Origin of the sequence: Burkholderia sp. AU45251 (genome assembly GCF_030482905.1) — a bacterium.
GTDB lineage: Bacteria > Pseudomonadota > Gammaproteobacteria > Burkholderiales > Burkholderiaceae > Burkholderia > Burkholderia aenigmatica.
The window spans coordinates 1-21,290 of the sequence record NZ_JAUJQH010000026.1; the positions used below are offsets into that span (position 1 = coordinate 1).

18 protein-coding genes and 2 pseudogenes are annotated in these 21,290 nt (G+C 61.4%); 9 read left to right on the forward strand and 11 right to left on the reverse strand.

The features are described from left to right. Nucleotides 1-177 precede the first annotated feature (177 nt). The 3 genes from QZM67_RS32705 to QZM67_RS32715 all read left to right on the forward strand — a co-directional run bounded on the left by QZM67_RS32705 (nucleotide 178) and on the right by QZM67_RS32715 (nucleotide 3,416). Complete coding sequence (locus tag QZM67_RS32705; protein ID WP_301809744.1) at nucleotides 178-828, forward strand: hypothetical protein; 651 nt, start codon at nucleotides 178-180, stop codon at nucleotides 826-828. 789 nt (nucleotides 829-1,617) lie between these two features. Continuing rightward, nucleotides 1,618-3,138, forward strand: a complete 1,521-nt coding sequence (locus QZM67_RS32710; RefSeq protein ID WP_301809746.1) for a hypothetical protein — start codon at nucleotides 1,618-1,620, stop codon at nucleotides 3,136-3,138. Between the two features lie 71 nt (nucleotides 3,139-3,209). Then, entirely contained in the window at nucleotides 3,210-3,416 is a 207-nt protein-coding gene (locus QZM67_RS32715; protein WP_301809750.1) for a hypothetical protein, read from the forward strand. Nucleotides 3,417-3,523: 107 nt separating this feature from the next. Here QZM67_RS32715 and QZM67_RS39985 read toward each other — a convergent pair whose 3' ends face one another. Genes QZM67_RS39985 through QZM67_RS32735 form a run of 5 tightly spaced genes read right to left on the reverse strand, consistent with a single transcriptional unit; the run spans nucleotide 3,524 to nucleotide 7,940 of the window. After that, on the reverse strand, nucleotides 3,524-4,051 hold the full coding sequence (locus QZM67_RS39985) for a DUF6527 family protein (RefSeq protein WP_367620456.1): 528 nt from the start codon (nucleotides 4,049-4,051) through the stop codon (nucleotides 3,524-3,526). After that, entirely contained in the window at nucleotides 4,044-5,564 is a 1,521-nt protein-coding gene (locus QZM67_RS32720; protein ID WP_301809751.1) for a hypothetical protein, read from the reverse strand. Before QZM67_RS32720 ends, QZM67_RS39985 begins: the two co-directional genes overlap by 8 nt. Next, entirely contained in the window at nucleotides 5,561-6,883 is a 1,323-nt protein-coding gene (locus QZM67_RS32725) for a ThiF family adenylyltransferase (RefSeq protein WP_301809753.1), read from the reverse strand. Before QZM67_RS32725 ends, QZM67_RS32720 begins: the two co-directional genes overlap by 4 nt. Beyond that, nucleotides 6,880-7,266, reverse strand: coding sequence for an E2/UBC family protein (locus QZM67_RS32730; protein ID WP_301809755.1), 387 nt, complete (start codon nucleotides 7,264-7,266; stop codon nucleotides 6,880-6,882). The genes QZM67_RS32725 and QZM67_RS32730 overlap by 4 nt, the downstream gene beginning before the upstream one ends. After that, nucleotides 7,263-7,940, reverse strand: coding sequence for a multiubiquitin domain-containing protein (locus tag QZM67_RS32735; RefSeq protein WP_301809760.1), 678 nt, complete (start codon nucleotides 7,938-7,940; stop codon nucleotides 7,263-7,265). The genes QZM67_RS32730 and QZM67_RS32735 overlap by 4 nt, the downstream gene beginning before the upstream one ends. Nucleotides 7,941-8,100: 160 nt before the next feature. Here QZM67_RS32735 and QZM67_RS32740 point away from each other — a divergent pair, with 160 nt between their 5' ends. From QZM67_RS32740 to QZM67_RS32750, 3 genes are all read left to right on the forward strand, one after another. Further along, complete coding sequence (locus tag QZM67_RS32740; protein WP_301809761.1) at nucleotides 8,101-8,994, forward strand: WYL domain-containing protein; 894 nt, start codon at nucleotides 8,101-8,103, stop codon at nucleotides 8,992-8,994. A gap of 266 nt (nucleotides 8,995-9,260) precedes the next feature. Continuing rightward, nucleotides 9,261-11,048, forward strand: a complete 1,788-nt coding sequence (locus QZM67_RS32745; protein WP_301809763.1) for a phage integrase family protein — start codon at nucleotides 9,261-9,263, stop codon at nucleotides 11,046-11,048. Nucleotides 11,049-11,168: 120 nt separating this feature from the next. Then, nucleotides 11,169-11,975, forward strand: coding sequence for an IS5 family transposase (locus tag QZM67_RS32750; RefSeq protein WP_301809886.1), 807 nt, complete (start codon nucleotides 11,169-11,171; stop codon nucleotides 11,973-11,975). Nucleotides 11,976-12,077: 102 nt separating this feature from the next. Here QZM67_RS32750 and QZM67_RS32755 read toward each other — a convergent pair. From QZM67_RS32755 to QZM67_RS32775, 5 genes and pseudogenes are all read right to left on the reverse strand, one after another. Continuing rightward, nucleotides 12,078-13,001, reverse strand: a pseudogene (locus QZM67_RS32755) (alcohol dehydrogenase catalytic domain-containing protein); the annotation flags it as partial. Between the two features lie 9 nt (nucleotides 13,002-13,010). After that, entirely contained in the window at nucleotides 13,011-14,063 is a 1,053-nt protein-coding gene (locus QZM67_RS32760; protein WP_301809765.1) for an aromatic ring-hydroxylating dioxygenase subunit alpha, read from the reverse strand. Nucleotides 14,064-14,434: 371 nt separating this feature from the next. Further along, nucleotides 14,435-14,593: pseudogene (locus QZM67_RS32765) on the reverse strand (diguanylate cyclase); the annotation flags it as partial. A gap of 75 nt (nucleotides 14,594-14,668) precedes the next feature. Next, nucleotides 14,669-15,163 (reverse strand): bacteriohemerythrin, encoded by a 495-nt coding sequence (locus tag QZM67_RS32770; RefSeq protein WP_301809768.1) that lies wholly within the window; start codon nucleotides 15,161-15,163, stop codon nucleotides 14,669-14,671. A gap of 197 nt (nucleotides 15,164-15,360) precedes the next feature. Then, complete coding sequence (locus QZM67_RS32775; protein ID WP_301809771.1) at nucleotides 15,361-16,080, reverse strand: GntR family transcriptional regulator; 720 nt, start codon at nucleotides 16,078-16,080, stop codon at nucleotides 15,361-15,363. Between the two features lie 378 nt (nucleotides 16,081-16,458). Between QZM67_RS32775 and QZM67_RS39990 the strand changes: the two genes are divergently transcribed. After that, on the forward strand, nucleotides 16,459-17,106 hold the full coding sequence (locus tag QZM67_RS39990; protein WP_367620457.1) for a hypothetical protein: 648 nt from the start codon (nucleotides 16,459-16,461) through the stop codon (nucleotides 17,104-17,106). A 6-nt stretch (nucleotides 17,107-17,112) separates the two neighbouring features. Beyond that, a complete protein-coding gene (locus tag QZM67_RS39995; RefSeq protein WP_367620458.1) occupies nucleotides 17,113-17,979 on the forward strand; it encodes an OmpP1/FadL family transporter in 867 nt (288 codons plus the stop codon). Nucleotides 17,980-18,026: 47 nt separating this feature from the next. On the opposite strand, the gene QZM67_RS32785 is transcribed toward QZM67_RS39995, so the two are convergent. Then, nucleotides 18,027-19,802 carry a sigma-54-dependent Fis family transcriptional regulator gene (locus tag QZM67_RS32785; RefSeq protein WP_301809774.1) on the reverse strand — a complete coding sequence of 592 codons (1,776 nt, stop codon included), beginning with the start codon at nucleotides 19,800-19,802 and terminating at the stop codon, nucleotides 18,027-18,029. Between the two features lie 655 nt (nucleotides 19,803-20,457). On the opposite strand from QZM67_RS32785, the gene QZM67_RS32790 reads away from it, so the two are divergent. Further along, nucleotides 20,458-21,288 (forward strand): alpha/beta fold hydrolase, encoded by an 831-nt coding sequence (locus QZM67_RS32790; protein WP_301809777.1) that lies wholly within the window; start codon nucleotides 20,458-20,460, stop codon nucleotides 21,286-21,288. Nucleotides 21,289-21,290: the final 2 nt, after the last annotated feature.

The following is a 21,290-nucleotide window of genomic DNA, read 5'->3' on the forward strand; positions in this document are numbered from 1 at the left end:
CTGGACGGCTGCCACCTTGAATTCCGCCGTGTACGATTGTTTCGGTACCTTGAACATCCCTGATCACCTTCCTTTCCGTCGAGTTTATACATGACTCGATGGAAGGCGAAATTTCAGGGGAAGCTCAGACCCCAACCCCGAAATACCAGGGGCTGCAAGTAATCAAATGAGGCAACCATGATTCAAGTCCAAGACCCCAAGACCACCGATATCCCAACTGCGGATTTTGTGCTCAGCCTAAGCCTGCCGGCCGGAACCGATCCAGCGATCGTTTCGTCTCTGAAACGAGGCTTGGAGGATCTGGTGGCAGCCGTGCTGACGACAACACCTTTCGAGGAAGTGGTTATCCAGCGGGCGGACGATCTTGCCGCCGCGATCACCGGACTGTCGGCGCCGGCCGCACCCCTGATCGAGGAACGCATTCGGCGTCAGGAGACCATGCGCGCGGTCTTTGCGCGAGGCGACTGGCTCACCGCAGAGCAGATCAATACGCTCCAGACCAAGTCCCCCGCTAACAAGGCGCAGCCGGCCAGCGACTGGAGGCGCCGCGGTCGCATTTTCAGCGTGTCCATCGGCGGCAAGGAATACTTTGCCGACTACCAATTCGACGCAACATGCCAGCCGCTGCCGATCATCAAGGAAATTCTGGAAGCACTCGGCCCCGTCGCCGACCCGTGGAAAATCGCTGCCTGGTTCCATTTCCGGAATGGATGGATCTCGGGCACCGGGGACCGTGAAGGTCAGCCAGTTGCCCCGATGGATGCACTCGATCGACGCGAAACCCTGATTAACGCAGCCAAGCAGATGCAGGGCACGCACATTGCCTAACGCGTCAAATAAACGAAAATCGGTTGTTGAGGGCCTGAACGATCATGTCGGTCAGTCCAATCGCCCCCTTTCTCCTCCTGATCTGCCCCTTGACGCGAATACGTCAGCCCTAGGGTTCGGATAACCGATTGATCGGCCGACAAGCTGCGCGACCATCTCCCGCTCCCATTGAAACGCCGCCATGAACCCACCGAGGTCGCCCACGATTCCATCCCAGATCGCGAGTCGAATCGGGTCGGTAATCGCCTCACGACTTGAGTCGAATAAGGCCCGCAATCGCTTAGCATCACGTTCGCCGGGCCGCGTACAAACGTCTGCGGAATTGCGCGACGAACCCAAATTTGGCCCGGAGATGCTGTCGTAGCCAAAAGTTCTGCGATAGATTTCGTATGCGATATCATGGACTTAAAATAGGGGTCATATAGTAAGTCAATGTAAATTGACATCGCAAATCAATGTAAAATCCTCGCTCCGCCAAGATAAATTTAGCGGTGTACTAAAAGATCAATCTCTTGGTCACCATTGATGATGGCACCGACATGGACGAAAGATGCGAGGAACCCGACAAGCTCGCAGCGCAGTTTGCACGGGTGTACGAGGACTATCTGACCTTGTGCCGAACAATCCTGTATTCCTGATATAGTGGTGACAGGCTGTCGTCGCCTGCCGCACGCGCCCTTCGGGGCATGACGAAGACGATGTCTCACCGCACCTACCCCATTCCATAGTCCTTGTTTTCGATGGGCGGTCCGCAAAGCGTGCACCGGATTTGCCGCCCAGGAGAAAGCAATGGATACGCAGCAGTTGAAGCTGCTGGCCGGGCTCGTCCGCGGCCTTTTGCAGCCCGCTCACCCCTCCCTCGGCCATGGCCAGGCGCTCGATCTGATCGCAGCGCTGCCCGGGCTTCGTAACTGGCCCGAGGTGATGGCGTTCCCCGAGCGCGTCGCCGCGGCCGAGCTGGACACCACCTCGACCGGCCGCCTGGCGTTCCGCCTGAAGAAGCGCTTCGCGGTCGACTTGTCGCCGCAGGAGTTGCTCGTCGCCCTATCGCCGCCCGGTGCAGTCGTCGCCCGCAGTGCCCCACAGATCTGGCCGACGGGCCCCGTCCCAGGCGTCTACGTCACGACCTCCTCGGACGCGATCGACGCCCTGCTGGAAGCGTACGAGGACGCGACCGACGGCGCGCTGGTTTATGCCGAACGCGCCGGCAACGGATGGTCCGGTAGCATCGACCTGGGCGACTACGGGTTGTGGTCGTCGGGCCTCGATCGGGTGCCCAGTGGCACGCTGCTGGTCGTCGGGCCGCTAAAGCTCGACCAGCAGTCGTGGAACGACGCGGGCGAGCGCCTCGAAATGGCCTGCAACCATGCCCTGAACTCCGGGCATCGCATCGCGGTGCTTCTCGACACCCCGACGCCGGACAACATCAACGAGGACGTCCAGTTGATCGTGACGTCACGCCACAACCACACGGACCACGACACCGCACTGATCGGCGTCGTCACCGACGCAGGAGAACTCGAAGCGGTCACGCCGTTCGCCCGGCCATGGCCACGTATCGAGCTGGTGCCCACCGTCGCCACGACGGACGCGTTCCCGGCCTCGGTGGTTGGTCCGCTGCGCGACGCCCTAGCGGGCAAGACGAGCGGCCTTGTGCTGTTCGGCTCGGGCGCCATCGAGGACCACGCCGCGATCCATCTGGTGGCGGCATCGCTCGCCCTGACCGAGCACGCCGGCCCCGCTGTCCGTGTCATGCCCCGGCACCGCTCCACCCCGCCGAAGGACTGGAACGTGCCTGAAGCCATCCGGGCGTTGCCGTACCTGCCGTCGATCGAGAGCGCCTACGCCCAAGGGTATCGCCGAGTCGTCTACACCCCGAGCTACACCCATTCGGACCGGCTGCTTGAGGCCAGCAAGGACATGTTGCTCATCAGCGGAGCCTACGGCAGCGACCTGTCGCAGGTATTCATGGCCTCCGCCCGTTACGGCAGTGCGAAGGAAGAGGAAAGCCTACTGACCCGCATCATCGCGATCGCGGCCACCGTCGACATCCCGACGAGCAGCGGCACCGCCTCGGTCGCCGACCTCTACATCGCCAGCGGGCACGACGTCGGGGCGATCAAGCGGTCCACGGACGTCGACGAGTTCCTGACCGGCCACCGCCTAGTGCGTTGGGAGGACGAGTTGACCCGCCTGCTTGACGCCGGCGCGGTCACGCACGAGGCCGTGAAAGAGGCGTTCCCGCGCAGCCATGGGATCGAGATCTTCCTGACCGAACATAAGGCCCAGCGCTCGTGCCAGACCGCGTAAGCGCATGCGCGCCCGGTGTCGTGCATGGCGCCGGGCGCAACGTTTCGAACACATGCAATCGGGAGACCGCCATGGACGTGGCCTGGTTTCTGAACCAACGACTGGATTTCATCCTGCAGCTTTACGCCCGGTCGTCGGCGCCCTTCGTCGAGCGCCAGACCAAGATCGAGAACGAGGAAGAGCCGTTTGTGCCGCCGTACTCGGAGGACCCGGAAGCATTCGTTCAACCTGTCCCATCACGTCGCAACGGTCATCGCACACATCTGCAGACTGGATAGCGCGGTGCCGCAAGGCGCACCGACCACCGACATCACCGTTCCGTTCCAACCTTGTGTGCCGGTGGGGCTATCTCGCCCGCGCGACGTGCGCCGGGACGACCTAAGCTTCACTCCTTCGCGGTAAGCCGGAAAAAGCCACGCTGTTTCCGTTGCCCTTCCTCGAGAAAACCTCTTCGTGCGAGCTGGATGCAAGCACGATTCACATCCCATGGCACTTCTTCCAATGCCTCGGCTAGTGTTGTGAAGTGCTGCCAATCATCCGTACACACGGGTAGCACACGCCGGCGCAATTCGATCTCGTCTTCGACAACAACCTCTTCGCCATCGTCTGAGCCGTCGCACCAAAGGATAGTGTGATGCCAGATGACGAAGTGGCTCTTGCAACCCGTGTCGCGCCAAACCGACGGAAACACTGACAGCTGATTGCGCTTTCGGTAGTGGCGCCATGCTTTGTCTGTACGCGGATCAAGATTGATCGTGAGCGTTTCGCCACAACCATCGGGGCATGCTAGTACCAATGAACGAGGCACGCCCCGGTCCACAAGCACGAAATCTCCCGGCCTTTCCAGTAACGCGTCTGCCGCATGCCGGTGCGTGACGGTCCCACGGTCGCGAACTCGTAGTGCCTTAGTCACAATGCCTCTTCCTTATAATTTCTTCGATAAGCTTCGCGCCGAGTTCCAACGCGACGACACGACGGCCCCTGTCTGCATTGGATGCCGCCTGAAATTTGCACCAACGCCACATCGCCACAACCAGTGCAATCGGATACTCGAAACTATCGCTCTGCTCGTAAATACCGAATGCCCTGATACGCTGGAGACACCCAAAAAGCCATGAGTCCGGTTTCGGCTCGAGTTCTGCGTGGGCGCAGCTGCTCAATATCGCGTCTAGAGTGTAGTACGGAGCTATTTCATTCTTCCATTCTGACTGATCAAAGACATCTGGTCCGTCCTCGGAACCTCGATAAGTAAAGACGAGGGCAACTTCGAGCATCGCGACGTCAAAGCAGAGCGGTGCGCCCATTCCCACTTCGGTATCTCCCTTGACGGCACCGAGGTCAATCAGGATTGCGTCATCTCCTCGTACCCGCACGTTATCGCCATGCAGGTCGCCATGTATTGTCGCGACACGATGCGGAAATTTAATATTCTTTAAAGACTGCCACAACGCCAACGGGTCGATCTGCTCTCGTTGGATGGGTTCCGAGTCAAGATACTCATGCTGAATCTCTTGAGGGGAGATCATCTTCAACCGCTCTGCAGCAGTGACGAGCGGCTCATCTGGCATGATGGTCTGTCTTGCCCGATCCCGCCATCGATGCAGCGTCCGGTTGAAGAGGTTCGAAATAGCAGCCTCGGCGCGCCCAGCGCGCGCCGCGTCAAGCAGGGACTCTGACTTGTCCACGAAATCGGCAACATACACGGCCTTGTGGAACCCTTCGACGAATCTTTCAAGGTTTGGTCGCAATTCAAACGGGACAAACGGAGAGACCACCTCCATTGCGCGAACCTCTTTGCCCAGCAGTTCGCGCTTGTTGATTTTCACAAGTCGAGGCTGCGTCCAGTGGGCAACCGAGCTCTCGGCTTCGAGGCGCTTCTCGTACGCCATGAACACCTTCGAACCGGAGAAACCTGGAGCGATCTTGCGCAAGTGTATTTCCTGCGCCTTTGGGAACGCCCGGTCGACAAGGCGCCGCTCTTCCTCCGTCAGTTTTTCCTCCGGGCCGATCTCCTTAATGTGGCAGCCCGTCCACTTCGGTCCACGTTCGAACCGAACGATATGGTCAAAATGTATCCCTTTGAGGTTGGGCGCGAAGCGAACCTCTCTGTCCCACGGATAAACGGGGCTCACCTGCATGAGAGTCTGTTCGCGAATCCGCAGTCTTTCCGTCCGGTCCTCCGCCAGGAACACAATGCGGATGCCGTGATCGATGAACCTCGGAATCAGCTTGCAGAGCGCCGCAATTTCGTTCGAATCTGTTGACAGCTGGTTGACGACGACGACAGATGTCGTGCCAAGCAACGGGTCTTTAACAGACTCGTGCGGTGGGTTCTCCATAATCTGGAGGCCGCGGATTTCGAGCTTTTCCCGCGTGCCAGGCAGTGGCGCAACGCCATACCAGATGAGGTTGGTTGCAGCGCTCACTGGTCCTCCGAAGGAAGAAAGGTCAGACGACGCGAGTCGCCCGCACCAACAACACCATCTGGGCCGCAGACGCCACAATCCAGTTGCGGTGAGGTCCTCAGCAGTCGGACGGTGCCGGTTACCGCGTCGTATGACTGCCACCGCGCGCGCGCGGGAACTGCAGTGAATGCGCCGAGAAGCATCGTCACGGCCAATGACACGATCGCGCTGTTCAGTGATATAACCGCGGGCTGTTTCACGCCACCCTCGTTGAAATACGGATCAGCGGCGCGCTGTGCATCCGTCATCAGCTCTTCGCGGATACGTCGCGAGTCGAGTGCGTTGCTGCACACGAGGCAAGGCAACCCGGGCGCGAGCATTTGCGTGCGCCCAGTCATCGCCCGGATCTTGCCGTCGTGTGCGTTGATGCCAACACCAATGTCAATGGCAGGCACCAGGTATTGATAGGAAAACTCGGAAACAAATGCCCGGCTCGAATGGGAATCGGTACAAATGAAGATGCAGTCGGTTTTTCGCAGCAGCCCCGACGCCTCGCTGGAGATAACTGAGCCGATATAAGAGCTGACGCACGCTTTGGGATTGATGTGTTCTATCATCTGCGCCGCCACATCGACCTTTTTGCGGCCCACCGACTGCTCCATGGTTCCAACCACGCGATTCAGATTGGTTTTCTCGACCACGTCAGAATCGACGAGCACGAAGGAGCCCACGCCAAGATGCGCCAGTTGCTGCGCGGCAACTGACCCGGTCCCGCCGAGGCCGACAATTGCGACTGTCATAGAACTGAGAATCGCCTGGCCTTCCTCGCCGAATGCTCGCATCTGGCGGTCATAGCGTTCGTCCTGCTGAATTTCACCCGCACGGCCAGGGAGCAGCACCTCCGCGCCGACGATGCGGACATTGACGCGGTCGGCTGCGCCAAACGTCCGTGCGATAACGTGGCCGTCGCAAAGCACAACTGAAAAGCACTCATGCGCTGGGTTACGATCGCACATGAACCCCTGTAGACCGGCTTCGGTCTCGTCATCGACGGGGGAAAAATCGTTGTAGCCTGACGGATGAGTATGCAAAAGCGCGAGCGAAAATCCCCTCTCACGTGCACGCCTCGTCACGCGCGTGAGGAATTGCGGCGCAAAGGTGATCTCGCTAGCCGAGGCGTGCAAACAGTCCTCGGGCTGAGCGAGTTCGACCTCTCTAACCAGGTAGCGGTCCCCGTCGAAGTCACGCGTCAGATAGAGGACCGCTCCGCGCTCGACAGCAGCGCCCAGAGACTCATTGAGATAATGAAGTGTCGGTGCACTGATGACGAGTTCGCTCATTGCACCGCCTTAAAGCGATTGAGGATAACGTTCACGTACGTCGTCAGCGAGCACTTCGACGCGTTCCATGACTGATTGACGTGCCACGAAAACCACAATGTGTTCGCGTCCGGTTGGCCCGGCATCGTTTGCCCGATGTTCGCGTTCTGCGGCATCGCACCGTTCTTCAGGCGCAGCGAGCTGTCGGCCCAGAAGCAGTCCGGTGGCGCATACGGGTAGCCATTCGGAACGATGAATCGCACTTCTGTGCAAACCTGCGACCAGCCGTCGGGCAAAGGCACCTGCGGAATTCGCACCAGGAACATGCCCCCGCCCACCGACGTGAGCGTTGCCGCGGGGTACGCCCTTTGCAGGTCGGCGAATTGTTCGTCGACGCTCTTCATGCGTCACCAAATGTTGCGGGGGGGACGATGGCAAAGTGCGCCGGGGTTGCACGCCCTTTGAACTCAACCACGGTTGCCGGGTGAATCACCTCATCCGGCTCAGAACCCTCGCCCTCGAGCACAAGCGAATTCGTCGGATCCCAACCCGGAATCATCGCGGTGATCTGAGCCCCGGTCAGACGTTCGTGTTCGGTCTTGTACTCGACGCCGTCGACAAAGAAGATATAGAGCGATGGCGGCGGGCGCTTGTGCGTGCGCAGGTGTTCGATACCTTGCTTGCCCAGCTGAAAGACATCGCTCGACTTCAGCACTTCATTGCCGGCTTCGTCGCGAATCCACACCAAGTCATTGTCTTCCGACACGTTGGCGAGAGAGCGGATCTGGTCGACGCGAATCGTTTGTTCGCCCCAAAAGACCGAATGCTCGTTCACCGTGAATTCGAACGCTTCGCCGCCTTCGAACGCGAAAAATTCGGCGTGCCCGTCGCCGACATTCAGAACGTCGTCCGATGCCACCACGCGCGACCCGAACTTGGTCCGCTGGATCAGCAGGTAGTCGTCAGCCGGCTCATACCCGGCGTCCGCCAAAATCTGCGCGCTGGTCGGCGTCGGGTCATTGACGGTCGCCGATTTCCCATTAATCAGATACTTAAAATCTTGATTTGCTTCAGCCATGTTGGTCACCTCGGATATGGAATGGCTACGCCCCCGTCTACCCCGTACCACCCATGCTGCCAGCACAGGTTTTACCCTACAGCGGACTTCGACAGGTACAATTTCATGATACAGCAAATAAACACGATGGATCAAGTTTCTTTACGTATCGAGGAATGGCATGAGCGAAGCATCTCCCAAGAAGCGCTGGGGAATCGAACAACGCCTTGAATTTATTGACTTTACGGCGTACTGGCAGGGTTCGATAAATAGGTCTCATATCGTCGACCACTTCGGTGTGTCGGCTCAGCAGGCGTCGAATGATCTGACCGCGTACCAAAAAGCCGCCCCCGAAAACCTACGTTACGACCTCAGATCCAAGCGCTACCTCGCCACCGAAAGCTTTCATTGCGCCTTCATAAAGCCAGACGCCGAACGCTATCTCGCGCAGTTGGGTGCATTGACGGCGAACACCGTAGACAAGGAGGAAACGTGGTTAGGTGATGCCCCGGTCACGGCCTCGTTACCCATACCGTCTCGACGCGTTGACGCACCTTTGCTGCGGGCCGTGCTGAAAGCGATCCGGACGAATCAATCTCTCGAGATCGAATATCAGTCGCTCAGCAGCGCTGGCCCGACCGCCGTCTGGCGTCGCATTACGCCGCACGCATTTGCATCTGACGGATTCAGGTGGCACATGCGAGCGTTTTGCCACCGCGACAATCGGTTCAAGGATTTCCTGCTGTCTCGATGCCGTGATGCGCGTGACGAGCAGGCCCCAGGCGCGGACGCCGCCGACGACAAGTTGTGGCACACAAACTTTGCTGTTGAACTCGTGCCGAACCCTCGTCTGACTGAGTGGGAGCAGAAAGCAATCGAGCTCGACTACGGAATGTTCAACGGGCGCGTGGTTCTGCAGGTACGCATGGCGATGCTCTATTACTTCGACAAACGAATGCGAAACGAATTTGCGCTACGAGGACCAATCACGTTGACTGATGACCCTAAACAAACGCCAGTTGTCATTGCAAATTTTGAAGAATATGAAAAGGCGAAAGCTTCAGTCGGTGCATAGCGGCATCGAATAAGCTCGCCTCTTCGGTTCCAAACTCGCGCGCTTCGCGCTCGTCGACCACACCGACTAGCCATCGGTAAGCACTGACGACCTAATTGGGTACCTGGATGGCACTCAATCTACCGAAGGCGCGCACCAAGACTGGTTAAAGCACCATGCCAAGACCGATACGACTGAGCGACGCGTCCTGCGGTGGATGCGCCATCGAGCTGCTTGCGATAAATACTCTTATCGCATGCAGTCTGCACGCGACCTAAACTGTTCCCATGAGAACCGCTCCCGTCCCGCGCGCGCGGACGGGGAACGGACCGTCCGCCGGGCCGCCCGCTGCCCCGCCCGACCTCCCCAGCCTGGCCGCGCTGGCGGCGCTGCGCGCCTGGCATGAAGGCCTCACCGCCCGTGCCGCAGTCACGCGCTATCTGCCGGACCGCCAGGCCAACGGCCAGTCGTCGCGCGGGATCCTGGGTCGCATCCGCCGCCAGCTCGTCGCGTGCGCGACGGCCCGCCAGCGCGATGACCTGATTTCGCTGTTCACGCACCCGGCCGCGGACCGCATCCGCCATGCGGCGCAGGTCGTCGTCGCACTCGATGCGCTGCGCGCCACCCCGATCCCCGTGCCGCAGCCGGCCGACCCGGTGAACCGGTGGCTGCCGCCACGCATCGCACGCGCGCTCGCCGCCGCGCGCATCAACTCGCTCGCCGCGCTGCTGGTGCACCGGGCCCACCGCAAGCGCTGGTGGCAGAAAATTGCGGGACTGGGGCGCCAGGGCGCGCAAAGCATCGAAGCGTTCCTCGCAGCCCATCCCGAGTTGCTCCAGCGCGCCGCCACGCTGATTCCCCATGAGGCCTCGGACAGCCGGTTAGTCCCGCTGTGGTCCCTTGTATCCCTGCCCGCCGCGCTCGATGGCTCGCAGGGGCGCTTCCGTGCCCCGCACGACACGTGCGGCCTCGCCGCAACCAATGACTACCAGGCGATCGAAGCGTGGCTGGCGCTGCATGAGTCGGCGCACACTGTGCGTGCCTATCGGCGCGAGGCCGAGCGGCTGCTGCTTTGGGCGATCGTGGAACGGCGCGCCCCCCTCTCGTCGCTCACCACCGACGATGCGATCGCCTATCGTGCTTTCCTGCGGCATCCAACGCCCGCCGCGCGCTGGACCGGACCGCCGCGCCCACGCGCCACGCCCGCCTGGCGCCCGTTCGCGGGACACCTGACGGCACGGTCAGCGGCCTATGCGCTGGCGGTCCTGCGCGCGCTCTTCGGGTGGCTGGTGAGCCAGCACTACGTCGTGCTCAATCCGTTTGCGGGCGTGACGGTGCGTGGTGGCGCAACGCGTGCGCCGTTCGATACCGGGCGGGCGTTGACCGGCCGCGAGTGGAAGATCGTGCGGGCCGCCGCCGACCCGCTCGAGCGGACCGGCTGGACCGCACCGGCGGCAGAGCGGCTGCGATTCGTGCTGGATTTCGGCTACGCGACCGGATTGCGTGCGCAGGAACTGGTGGCCGCGACGCTGGGCGACATCACGGCCGATGCCCGGGGCATGTTGTGGCTGGAGGTGACCGGCAAAGGGGCGAAGCCCGGGCGCGTGGCGCTACCGCCGCTTGCGCGCGATGCCTTGCGGCGCACGCTGAAGGCGCGGGGCCTGCCGGTCAGGCGCACCCGCTGGCAGCCGGCCATGCCGTTGGTGGCCGCCCTCAGTGGCGAGCATCGTTCAACAAACCGTGCCGGCACCGGCATCAGTGCGCCGCGGTTGCGGCAGGTGTTGGGTGAGTTTTTCCGTGAAGCGGCGCAGCGCGTGGCCGCGCGCCATCCGGCGCTCGCCGAGAAGCTGCGGCGCGCCAGCCCCCACTGGCTGCGTCATACGCACGCCACGCACGCGCTGGACGCCGGCGTGGAACTGGTCGTCGTGCGTGACAATTTGCGCCACGCGTCGGTGGCAACCACGTCGACCTATCTCCATGGGGAAGAGGCGAAACGCGCGCGCCAAGTCGGCGCAGCCTTCCGGCATCCGCCGTGCCGATCGCATCGCCAGAACCATCCCCGCCCGGCCCGGTAGCCGTACGGGTCGTCCGGAACAGGGTGACGGCAAAACAGCCCCGGCACAAGAGACAGTGCTGGGCTCGGTCTACGTTAGAGGGTGTTAGGCACTTTCCGCGAAACCTGGTACCCTGGCGGAATGAAAAATCGCAGACCGTACCCAACGGATGTGTCGGATGAAGAGTGGTACTTCGCCGCTCCGTATCTGACCTTGATGACCAAAGACGCACCGCAGCGCCGTTACGAACTGCGCGAGATGTTCAACGCGCTGCGCTGGATCGTACGCGCGGGCGCGCCGTGGCGTTTGTTGCCCAATGACTTCCCCCCCTGGGAACTGGTCTACCAGCAGACGCAACGCTGGATTCAGGCGGGCTGCTTCGAGGCCATGGTGAGCGATTTGCGTTCGATCATCCGGGTCGCCCAGGACCGCCGTGGTCAACCCAGTGCGGTCATCCTCGATGGCCGTACGCTGCAGTCGACGTGCGAAAGCGGCGCACGCGCAGGGTACGACGGATACAAACGCAAGAAAGGCAGCAAGGTACATATGGCGGTGGACACGTTGGGGCAGCTTCTCGCGGTGCATGTGACGCCAGCCAACGAGCAGGAACGCGCACAGGTTGGTGAACTGGCGCGTCAGGTTCAGCAGGCCACGGGCCAGACAGTCAAGGTGGCGTTCGCGGATCAGGGATATACCGGCGAAGAGCCCGCACAGGCAGCACTTGACGAGGGGATCGAACTTCAGGTCATCAAGTTGCCAGAGGCGAAAAAAGGCTTCGTGCTGTTGCCGCGCCGCTGGGTGGTCGAGCGCAGCTTCGGCTGGCTCAACCGCTTCCGCCGACTGGCAAGAGACTATGAGCGATTGCCCGAAACTCTGGCCGGCTTGCACTTCGTCGTATTCTCCGTGCTTATGCTGGTTCACTTTGCAACCCTTAGCAAAAGTGCCTAACACCCTCTTAGACAAGTCGTTCAAGGCGTCGTTAATCTCGGACATGGGTCGCGGGTGAATCTGCACGGAGAGATCCCTTTGCTCACTCCTTTGCATCAGTTGCAGCAAGGAGGTCATTTCCTCCAGGGAGCCAACATATGAACCTCTAAGCGTGATGTTACGCATCGGCAGCAAAGCCGTGGAAAGGCTCAGTGCTCCGCCGAACAAGCCGACCACGACGACCGTCCCACCACGAGACACCGCTTTAATGGCCATATCCACGGTCGCACCACTGCCGACGAAATCGACGACGGCCCGGATGCCGTTGGAAGTCGATCCGCGCAGTGCGGCAATGGCGTCAGGCTCTCGCGTATTCAGCACCATGTCGGCGCCTGCCTGCTTCGCTTCGTTCAGTTTTGTGTCGTCGATGTCCGCCACGGCGATTCGAGCGCTTGTCAGCGCCCTCGCCAGAGCAATTGCAGCCAAACCAAGCCCGCCGGCGCCAATCAAAACCAGCGTGTCCTCGGCGAGCAATGGTGGAAGCTTGAGCAGCGCGCTATAAGCAGTCAGACCAGAGCACGCACATGTCGCAGCGACCCAGGGATTGAGGCTCCCGTAGTCCAGCAGGTATCGCTGGTGCGGCACCATCACGTAGTCCGAATAGCCGCCGGGCTTGCGCGTGCCTAGCGCGCGGCCATTCTCGCAGTCGACTTCGCGTCCCGCGCGGCAGTTGAAGCATTCACCGCAACTGTGCCACGGATAGACAACGCAGCGCGTACCTACAGCTATATCTGCTTCTTCGCCAACGGCGTCGACCACACCTACAATTTCGTGCCCCATCGTGAAGGGCAGTTTCACGCCAACACTTTCAAACGAAACGCGTTGACCGTTTCCCAGATCGAGCGCGCCATGTTGAATGTGAAGATCGCTGTGACAGACACCACATGCCTCGATCTTCACGCGAACCTGGTTGCCAAGGGGGATGGGCGTATCCCGAACGACGAGCTGGAGTGGCTTTCCCCATTCGGTAATGTCGTAGCTTTGCATGCTCTGCTCTCAGAGTGCCGATGAAGCAGGGAGAGTTCCGCCCTGCTCGTTCGCAATCATGGCGTCGAGCATGCGTCGCACTTTAAGGAGCGTGCCGTCTGCGGCAATTGCAATCATGGGCGAGTCGGGTGCATCCGTGAGCACCTTTTGCTGTGCTTCGATGATTTGCCTGTCTTCATCGAAGGCAGACTCGACCTGGGCAGCCAGTTGCCCCGTCAAGTCCGAAACCTTGGACGCGAAATTGTTGTGAGCAGTCGACCAGAAGTAGTGAGCGGTGTTTTCCGTCTCGGGTGTCAGTGCGATAAACGTATGCACTTTGATCGTCGAAGGTCCGCTGCTTCCGTAACCCTCGCCAACGGGCGCAATCACGGAATCTTGCACAAAGAGGTTGCCTCTTATGTGCCAGACGTAATAGTTGAAGCGATCAACGATCTCTGGCAGTTGGCCAAGTTCTCGCGCAAAGGTCGGTGCACCGCTATTCAAGGTCGTGAAGCGCACCGACACTGATTCTTCAGAAAATTGCGTCTCGGGACGGACACTTCCTTGCCTGCGTGTACCGATGGACTTCCCGTGAACGAAGCCCAGATGCGAGAAATCGAGCAGGTTGTCGGCAATGAGTTGAGCACTTGAGGAATAGTGCAGATAAAGCCCTTCTTTGATTGACCAGCCTTCCTTGCTGGTCCAATGCAAACGCTGGATGTCTTCCGGTTTCGCTGCGGCGGGATCCCCCATCCAGATCCACACCAGGTTGTCACGTACCTCTACGGGATACGCTCGAACCCGCAGTTTGTCCGACAGACGCTCCTGGCCCGGCACCTCTATGCAGCGGCCGTGACAATCGAATAGCAGGCCATGGTACATGCATCGGAGGGCATCGCCCTCCTGCTCACCCTTCGATAAAGGCGCTGCACGATGGCAGCAACGATTCTCGAGCGCGGTAAGCATGCCGCTCTCAAGGCGGTAGAACACGATGTCGTCGCCCAACAGCTTTCGTGCAGTGAGCGCGCCCTGCTTGAATTCGCTATCCCATCCGGCAACGTACCAGGCGTTTCTCAGATACATAGGTTGTCTCCTGTTTCTGGTGGTGCTCCAACGCGGTGGGGGCTACCGCGACACCGGGCACACGTGTCTTCATGTCAACCCACTGTATCTGTCGAAATAACGGACGTCTGCTACCCGCGCGGGGGACAAACCCATCAGTCACTCTCGGTGATTACCCTCTCCCTGCGGCTCTGAGGGCCCGATGCACACCGCGTGGGAACAATATCTGGCGAAACCCGAGCGGACTGCGCCCCGATCGATCCCACTCGCGTGCACGCCCGTTCGAATTGCCGGCGGAACGCAAGCGACAGGCGCAGGATTCGACGGGCACGAGAAGGGCATAGTCGCGTTGCACGACTACCGTAGTTGAAGAAACGTCAGAATGAGGCTCATTCCCCGCCATAACGAGCCGCAGTATCGAACGGACGACGGATTTTCTCGCCGATCCGGCGAGTGACCGCAGCCAGCGCGTTATCCCCCTCCTGGCGGCTGTAGGTATCGTCGCGGACCTTGAAGCGGTCAACGTCGACGAATAACGGTGAGAAATCAGAGTCACAAGTACCAGGGGCAAATGCGGGTACTGTTTTATTCATAGGAAACCCGTGCGCCCCGGTGCCGTCACGCAATCAAGTCTTCCGTTTGAGCACGATCGGCTTTCCACCCATTGCCTGCTTCGTCATCCATGCCGCGAGCGCGGAGTCCAAGTAGTCCGCGTGCCCCGGAAACCACTCAAAAAGATGCATGCCGATATCGCGAACCAGTTCGGCGCCGGCCCGCCCCTCCCCGACCGCGGCCTTGACCTCGCCAACCGATTTCAGGACGGCGGCATGTTCCTCGATGTGGCAATCGCGCGGAGGAAAGTTCGTCGAGCGCATCCATTCGTCCTCCTGGTCGAAATGGCTGATCGCATGCTTTTCGAATTCCTCGATTGCGGACGCGGCGGTCGCGTCGGTGCAGATCACCAGTTGCAGCGCGACCTTATAGAACTCCTTGTGCACGTCGTCCATCTGCGTGAAGCCCAACAGGCGCGCGTCCGACCATACGAGACTATTGTCGTCGGCCTGCACCGGAGCGTGAACGTCCCTTGTCGGGCGCGTCCGCGTCGAAGTTCGGTCCGTCATGTTGAATCACTCCTGCGGTATCGGGCGTCGCGCCGTCGAGTGCAACGGCGCGGGCTTCCCATCTCATGTCGTGTGTATGTCTTGCCGCCCCCGTCGTCCGGCTTCTTGCCGGCGGCATGACCCGAAAAGAATATCAGGCTGTAAAGCATGATGGGAGAGACCGCGAGCGCGCATGAACCCCGCGCAGCGGCCGAGGCTCACATTTCAATTTGCGCGCTCGACAGCAATTCGTAGGTGAGACGAATATGCGCCTCCAGCGCGAGTGCAGCGCGGGCTTCCCGACGCGCTACGGCAGCCTCGAAAATCAATGCATGTTCTTCATGCACGTTCCGGGACGCGGATCGGTTTGCCCCGACGCGAATGGCGACATGGCGATAGCGTTCTCCGTGGCGGTAAAGGAGCGTCAGCAGATGCTGGCTCCACGGCGAGTGGTGCGCCGCGATCAGCGCTTCGTGAAAGCGCCTGTTCGCCTGTTCCCAACCGGCGGCGTCTGCCGCAGGGTTGCGGGCCTCTGCGACGCTGAGGCTATCGAACGCCGCACGCAACCGCGCTTCCCATTGTGCATCGCCGCAGCGAATGGACAGGCGAAGCGCTTCGGTTTCGAGCCGCACGCGCGTATCGGTCAGGTCCTGCAAGTCGGCCAGTGAAATCGCGGTGACGCGGTATCCCCGCTGGCCCTCAACCGTGACGAGCGCATCGAACACCAGCAGCGCCATCGCCTCCCGCAGAGTGCCGGCGCCGACTTCATAGCGGTCCTTGAGATGTTCGACGCGCAGGCGCTCGCCCGGACCGATTCGACCTTCAACGATATCCTGCCGCAAGTGCAGATACGCGCGCTCGCTCAACGTGCGCGGTGCGGGCGCCGGGGGCAGAGAATCATCTGCCACGCGGGCGTCGACGCGTTTGGTCGGTGTCATGCTTCGCTGCCTTTGTCGTTCGGCGATTGAAATAACGGGCCGCTTCCGGCACTTCGGACCGGATGCCGCGCCTGACGCCTCGCAGCCATCGCGCTCGGCGACAACAGCGGGATACCGGCTGCCCTGCGAACCCACGCCGTGTCGCCATCGCGAATGCGCGCGGTACGCCCCTTGGCCTCGGTCGGCTCTCTCAATCTCGATATTCTGCTCGATCACCCAGGATCAGGCAAGCACCAGCGAGCCCCTGCCCACCACTTCGATCATTTGATGCAGTTCGCGCATCCTCACGCATAAACCATATCGTCAAAGCCCGCTGTCGCGTGCGCCATAAACAGCCGACCGGGGTTAGCGAAACCCAGTGCGCACGCGAGAATCCTCATGGTTTTCCCTGTAAATATCGAGATTTTTGCGATCAGCGTGCAGAGCTGGTATGGCTTCTGCAACGCACCTGTTGCGAACACGCGCGCTCCTCTGCTGCTCCGGTGGCGCCGCCGCTTCGCTAATCCCGAAAAAGACAAGGAGACATTCGTGAAAGGCAACTACGTTGGCACAACCGTGGCGCTATGCGCTGCGGCGTGCGCAACACCGGCAGCAGCAACGGACGTGTTCAACCTGGAAGGCTACGGCCCGGTTTCCCGCGCGATGGGCGGGACGAGCGCGTCCTTCGACATCGGCCCCGCCGCGATGATGGCGAATCCCGCAACGCTCGGCCTGATGCCCGACGGGAAACACCTGTATCTCGGGTTCGACGTGGTGACCACCGACATCAAGGCGACCAACACGGCAACCGGTGAGACGGCCCGATCCGGCAATCGCGGCAACAACAACGGGCCGTACTTCGCACCGGAGGCCGCATTCGTCTACCGGCACGGAAACTACGCGGTCGGCACCGGCGTCTTTGCGGAGGGCGGCCTCGGCACGCAATACGGCGGCAGCAGCTTTCTGTCGCGCACCTCCAACGGCATCGACACCGGACTCGACCAGTATTCCCGTCTATTGGTATTACGCATTCCGTTCGCGTTCTAGTACCGCGTGACGGACAAACTGACGGTCGGCGCCTCGCTCGATGCGGTCTGGACGTCGCTCAATCTCGGCATGCTGCTCGACGTCACTCAGATCGGCACACTCGCCAGCCAGCACCGCGTATCCGGCTCGCTGGTGCCCACGTTGCTGTCGGTGCCGGGCCTGTCGGGCGGCTACGTGGGTTTCTCGCGCAGCGCACCCATCGGTGGCGGCGCCGATGCGTGGGGTATCGGCGGAAAACTGGGACTGACCTACGACGTAACGCCCGATACGCGGATCGGGCTGGCCTACAACGCGAAGACGCGGGTTGGCGACCTTCGCGGCCAGGCAACGTTGACGGCCGTCAGCGCCGTCGCAGGCAACATACCGCTGAGCGGCGAAGTCAGGGTACGGAATTTCCAGATGCCTGCGCAGTTCACCGTCGGCATCAGCCACCGATTCAACGAGCAACTGACCGTCTCGGCGGAGTACCAGCGCGTGTTCTGGTCGAGCACGATGCGCGACATCAATGTGAGCTTCGTGCGTGCGGGCGGGAATCTCGAACTATCGCTTCCGCAGAACTACCGTGACATCAACGTGTTCGGCGTTGGCATCGCGTACCGCTTCAATTCCGCGTGGACGGTGCGCGGCGGATTCCACTACGCGCAGGAGGCCGCGCCGAACGGCACGCTGCTGGCGGTCGTGCCGGCCATTCCGACGACCACCGTGTCGGGCGGCGCCACCTACACATTCGGCAAGGACAATGCGATCGACGTTGCGCTGTCGGTGGGATTGCCGAAGACCGTAAAGAACGCCAGTCAACCCAATACGGCGGCACCGTTGTCGGTCCGGCATTCGCAGATCAACGCGGTCATCGCATACAGCAAGCGCTTCTAGCCGACCAGCCCCCGGGAATTTCATGCCGGGGGGGAGTCTGACCACCGTCAGCCCGCTTCCGGTTCAATACCGTACTTGCGCAGCCGGTACACCAGCGTCGGGCGACTGATGCCGAGCACCCGGGCAGCGCGCGACAGGTTCCCATCAGCCTCCGTCACGGCAGCGCGCAACATGGCGACCTCCGTGTCCGCCAGTCCTGGCCGCCCGCCGACGGACGACGGCAATTTCCCGTCTGCCGGTTCACTGACGCGCCCGATGCTGCCGCTGCGCTTCAGCATCAGCGCGGTAGTATCGACCTCTTCGCCGCTGGTGAACAGATGGCAGAGGTCGAGCGCGCCGCCCTCCTCGGCCAGAATGACCGCGCGTTCGATCATGTTCTCGAGCTCTCGCACGTTACCGGGCCAGTCGTACGCAAACATCGCATCGACCGCGCGCTCGCGAAAGCCGGTGATAGGTTTGTCGTGCTTGCGCGCCATCCGCTGCAGGAACCAGTTCATCATCAGCGGGATGTCGTCGCGGCGCTCGCGCAGCGGCGGGATCTGGATCGGAAAGACATTCAGGCGAAAGAACAGATCCTCGCGGAATTGCCCGGCCTTGACCGCATCGCGCAGGTTCACGTTGGTGGCGGCAACCACCCTGACGTCCACCTGCCGCGTACGCGTGTCGCCCACGCGCTCCACCTCGCCCTGCTGCAGCGCGCGCAGCAACTTGCCCTGTGCGGTGAAGCTCAGCGTGCCGATCTCATCGAGAAAGAGCGTGCCGCCATCGGCCCGCTCAAAGCGTCCGGCACGAGACTGGCTCGCGCCGGTAAATCCGCCGCGCTCGACGCCAAACAGTTCGGATTCCATCAGATGTTCCGGAATCGACGCGCAGTTCACTGCGACGTACGGCCCGTTCGCACGCTTGCTGAGGCGATGCAGGTTGTTGGCGAAGACCTCCTTGCCGACGCCGCTCTCGCCCAGGAACAGCACGGTGGCATTGGTGGGTGCCACCTTGTTCACCATATGGCAAACCGTGTTGAAGCCGGCGGAGACGCCGACCACGCCGAAGCTGTTCTCCGGCGCATCGGCGAGCTGCGCCGCGATGCGGCTCGTGACTGGTAGAGGCGCCTCGGGCTTTGGCGCCCATTTCACGAAATCACCGATCCGCAGGAAGCGTAGGTCGTCCTGGGCGTCGCCCCATTCTTCCACCGGCTTGCCGATCACACGGCATTTCGCATGGCCCATCCCGCAGCATTCGATTTCCCGCCACAGGATCGGGCGCCCCATGAACGCGCTGGTATAGCCGCACGCGTAGCCAATCAACATCCAGCACACCGGCTCGTTGCCGATCCCGTAGCCCGCGATATGCGCCTCCGCCTCGGAGCTGTCCACGAGATAGAAATCGCCGAAGTAGCGGCCGTGCTCGACGTCGATATCTAGCGCCACCGGCTCGCAATGCACCATGCCTTCGAGCGACACGAGTTGCGGGCCGGCCAGGAAGTCGTCATAGGTGTTCGGGCCCGCGCGAACCTTGCGCGCCATCGCCGCATCGTGCGTGCCGGCCTGGTAACCGATGCGGGTGAGCAGCCCGCGCGCTGTCTCCTTGTCGAGGCTCTCGATCAGTTCCTGGCGCAACGCGCCAAGCGAGCTGACATGCATCAGCATCATGCGCTGGTCGTCCAGCCAGATTCGGCCCTGCTGTGGCGCGAAGCGCAGACGCTTGGCGAGGTCGTGAATCGCCGGCACGCGGATCCCGTCGGGAGTCGCACGCTTGGCATGTCGTTCGGAATGAGCTTGAGCCGGTGAATCCGGCGTGTGCTTTCGTGGATGCCTGTTCGCCATGGTTTCCTTGGTCGCGGCCGGCGCGGCGGCGGAACTGCGGAAGCGCCGCCGCCCGTCGCGCGAACCGAGCCGCGACCGCCGCCCACCGGCCCGCACGGGCCATTCTAAATTTAGTTGAAAGAGCTTATGTCCGGCTTCCGGATATGGCGATCAGTAAAAGTCCGCTCATACAGTCGAATTCGAATTCTGGACGAGATGCACGCTGTGTCTCCTCGCGGCAACCCGCCCCTTCGAATGATAGGGACAATCTCGAGAATATGGCAAGCGGACGCACCGATGCGCATATTCCCTGGGGCAATCGATCATTTGATAAAAGACGTGCGCCGGATTAGCGCGATCAAATCATCAAATCCCCCGCACAAGCCGCAGCACTCTGCCCCCGTGTATCTGAACAAAACCGTTCCGCCGTCGTCCACGGCAACACTTCTGTTGGGGTTTTCCCTGAAAATATCGAGATTTTTGCCGGTTCGTCGTATCGCTGGCACGCCTTCTGCAATAGATGGGCTGTCACCGCGTCGCATGCAGTGGCGAGCGCGAATCCACCGAACCACGAACAGGAGATACCCGTGACATCCACAACCCCATCGCGGCGATCGAAGGCGGCACGCAACCTCGGGCCGGCTGCCGGCACGTTCCACACCGGAGTTCTGTAGACATGACGAATGCCAACCCGGAAGTCGGTCGCATGGTGCAAGCCGGCGGGATCGACACAAATCTTCACGACACCGGCACGGGCAAGCCCGTCCTGCTCGTGCACGGCTCAGGCCCCGGAGTGACCGCATGGGCGAACTGGCGGACGGTCATGCCCGAGTTGTCCCGCCGCCGCCGCGTCATTGCACCGGACATGGTGGGGTTCGGCTTCACGCAGCGACCGCAAGGGATTCGCTACGGGCTCAATAGCTGGGTCGAACACCTGGTCGGCATTCTCGATGCGCTGGAACTCGAGCGGGTCGACCTCGTCGGGAATTCGTTCGGCGGCGCGCTGTCGCTGGCGTTCGCGATCCGGTATCCGCAGCGAGTCCACAGGCTCGTGCTGATGGGATCGGTCGGCGTGAGTTTCACGCTCACCGACGGACTGAACGCGGTCTGGGGTTATGAGCCGTCGGTGCCGAACATGCGCAAGGTCATGGACTACTTCGCGTACGACCGGAGCCTTATTTCCGATGAACTGGCCGAGCTGCGTTACCGCGCGAGCATCAGGCCGGGTTTCCAGGAGGCGTTCGCGTCCATGTTCCCAGCTCCGCGGCAGCGCTGGGTGGATGCAATGGCCAGCCCCGAACAGGACATCCGGGCCATCGGACACGAAACGCTGATTCTCCATGGCCGCGACGATCGCGTGATCCCGCTCGAAACATCACTGCGCCTGAATCAGCTGATCGAACGCTCCCAGCTGCATGTCTTTGGTCAATGCGGCCACTGGGTGCAGATCGAGCAAAACCAGGGATTCGTCCGCCTGGTCGACGAATTCCTTACCCCGGAGGATTGATC

Coding starts and splice junctions, on each gene's coding strand:
- QZM67_RS32725 (WP_301809753.1), bottom strand. CDS start 6,883: ATGAGCGAACTCGTCATCAGTGCACCGACACTTCATTATCTCAATGAG.
- QZM67_RS32735 (WP_301809760.1), bottom strand. CDS start 7,940: ATGGCTGAAGCAAATCAAGATTTTAAGTATCTGATTAATGGGAAATCG.
- QZM67_RS39990 (WP_367620457.1), top strand. CDS start 16,459: ATGGTTTTCCCTGTAAATATCGAGATTTTTGCGATCAGCGTGCAGAGC.
- QZM67_RS32705 (WP_301809744.1), top strand. CDS start 178: ATGATTCAAGTCCAAGACCCCAAGACCACCGATATCCCAACTGCGGAT.
- QZM67_RS32770 (WP_301809768.1), bottom strand. CDS start 15,163: ATGACGGACCGAACTTCGACGCGGACGCGCCCGACAAGGGACGTTCAC.
- QZM67_RS32710 (WP_301809746.1), top strand. CDS start 1,618: ATGGATACGCAGCAGTTGAAGCTGCTGGCCGGGCTCGTCCGCGGCCTT.
- QZM67_RS32730 (WP_301809755.1), bottom strand. CDS start 7,266: ATGAAGAGCGTCGACGAACAATTCGCCGACCTGCAAAGGGCGTACCCC.
- QZM67_RS32785 (WP_301809774.1), bottom strand. CDS start 19,802: ATGGCGAACAGGCATCCACGAAAGCACACGCCGGATTCACCGGCTCAA.
- QZM67_RS32760 (WP_301809765.1), bottom strand. CDS start 14,063: ATGTATCTGAGAAACGCCTGGTACGTTGCCGGATGGGATAGCGAATTC.
- QZM67_RS32745 (WP_301809763.1), top strand. CDS start 9,261: ATGAGAACCGCTCCCGTCCCGCGCGCGCGGACGGGGAACGGACCGTCC.
- QZM67_RS32740 (WP_301809761.1), top strand. CDS start 8,101: ATGAGCGAAGCATCTCCCAAGAAGCGCTGGGGAATCGAACAACGCCTT.
- QZM67_RS32790 (WP_301809777.1), top strand. CDS start 20,458: ATGACGAATGCCAACCCGGAAGTCGGTCGCATGGTGCAAGCCGGCGGG.
- QZM67_RS32750 (WP_301809886.1), top strand. CDS start 11,169: ATGAAAAATCGCAGACCGTACCCAACGGATGTGTCGGATGAAGAGTGG.
- QZM67_RS32775 (WP_301809771.1), bottom strand. CDS start 16,080: ATGACACCGACCAAACGCGTCGACGCCCGCGTGGCAGATGATTCTCTG.
- QZM67_RS32715 (WP_301809750.1), top strand. CDS start 3,210: ATGGACGTGGCCTGGTTTCTGAACCAACGACTGGATTTCATCCTGCAG.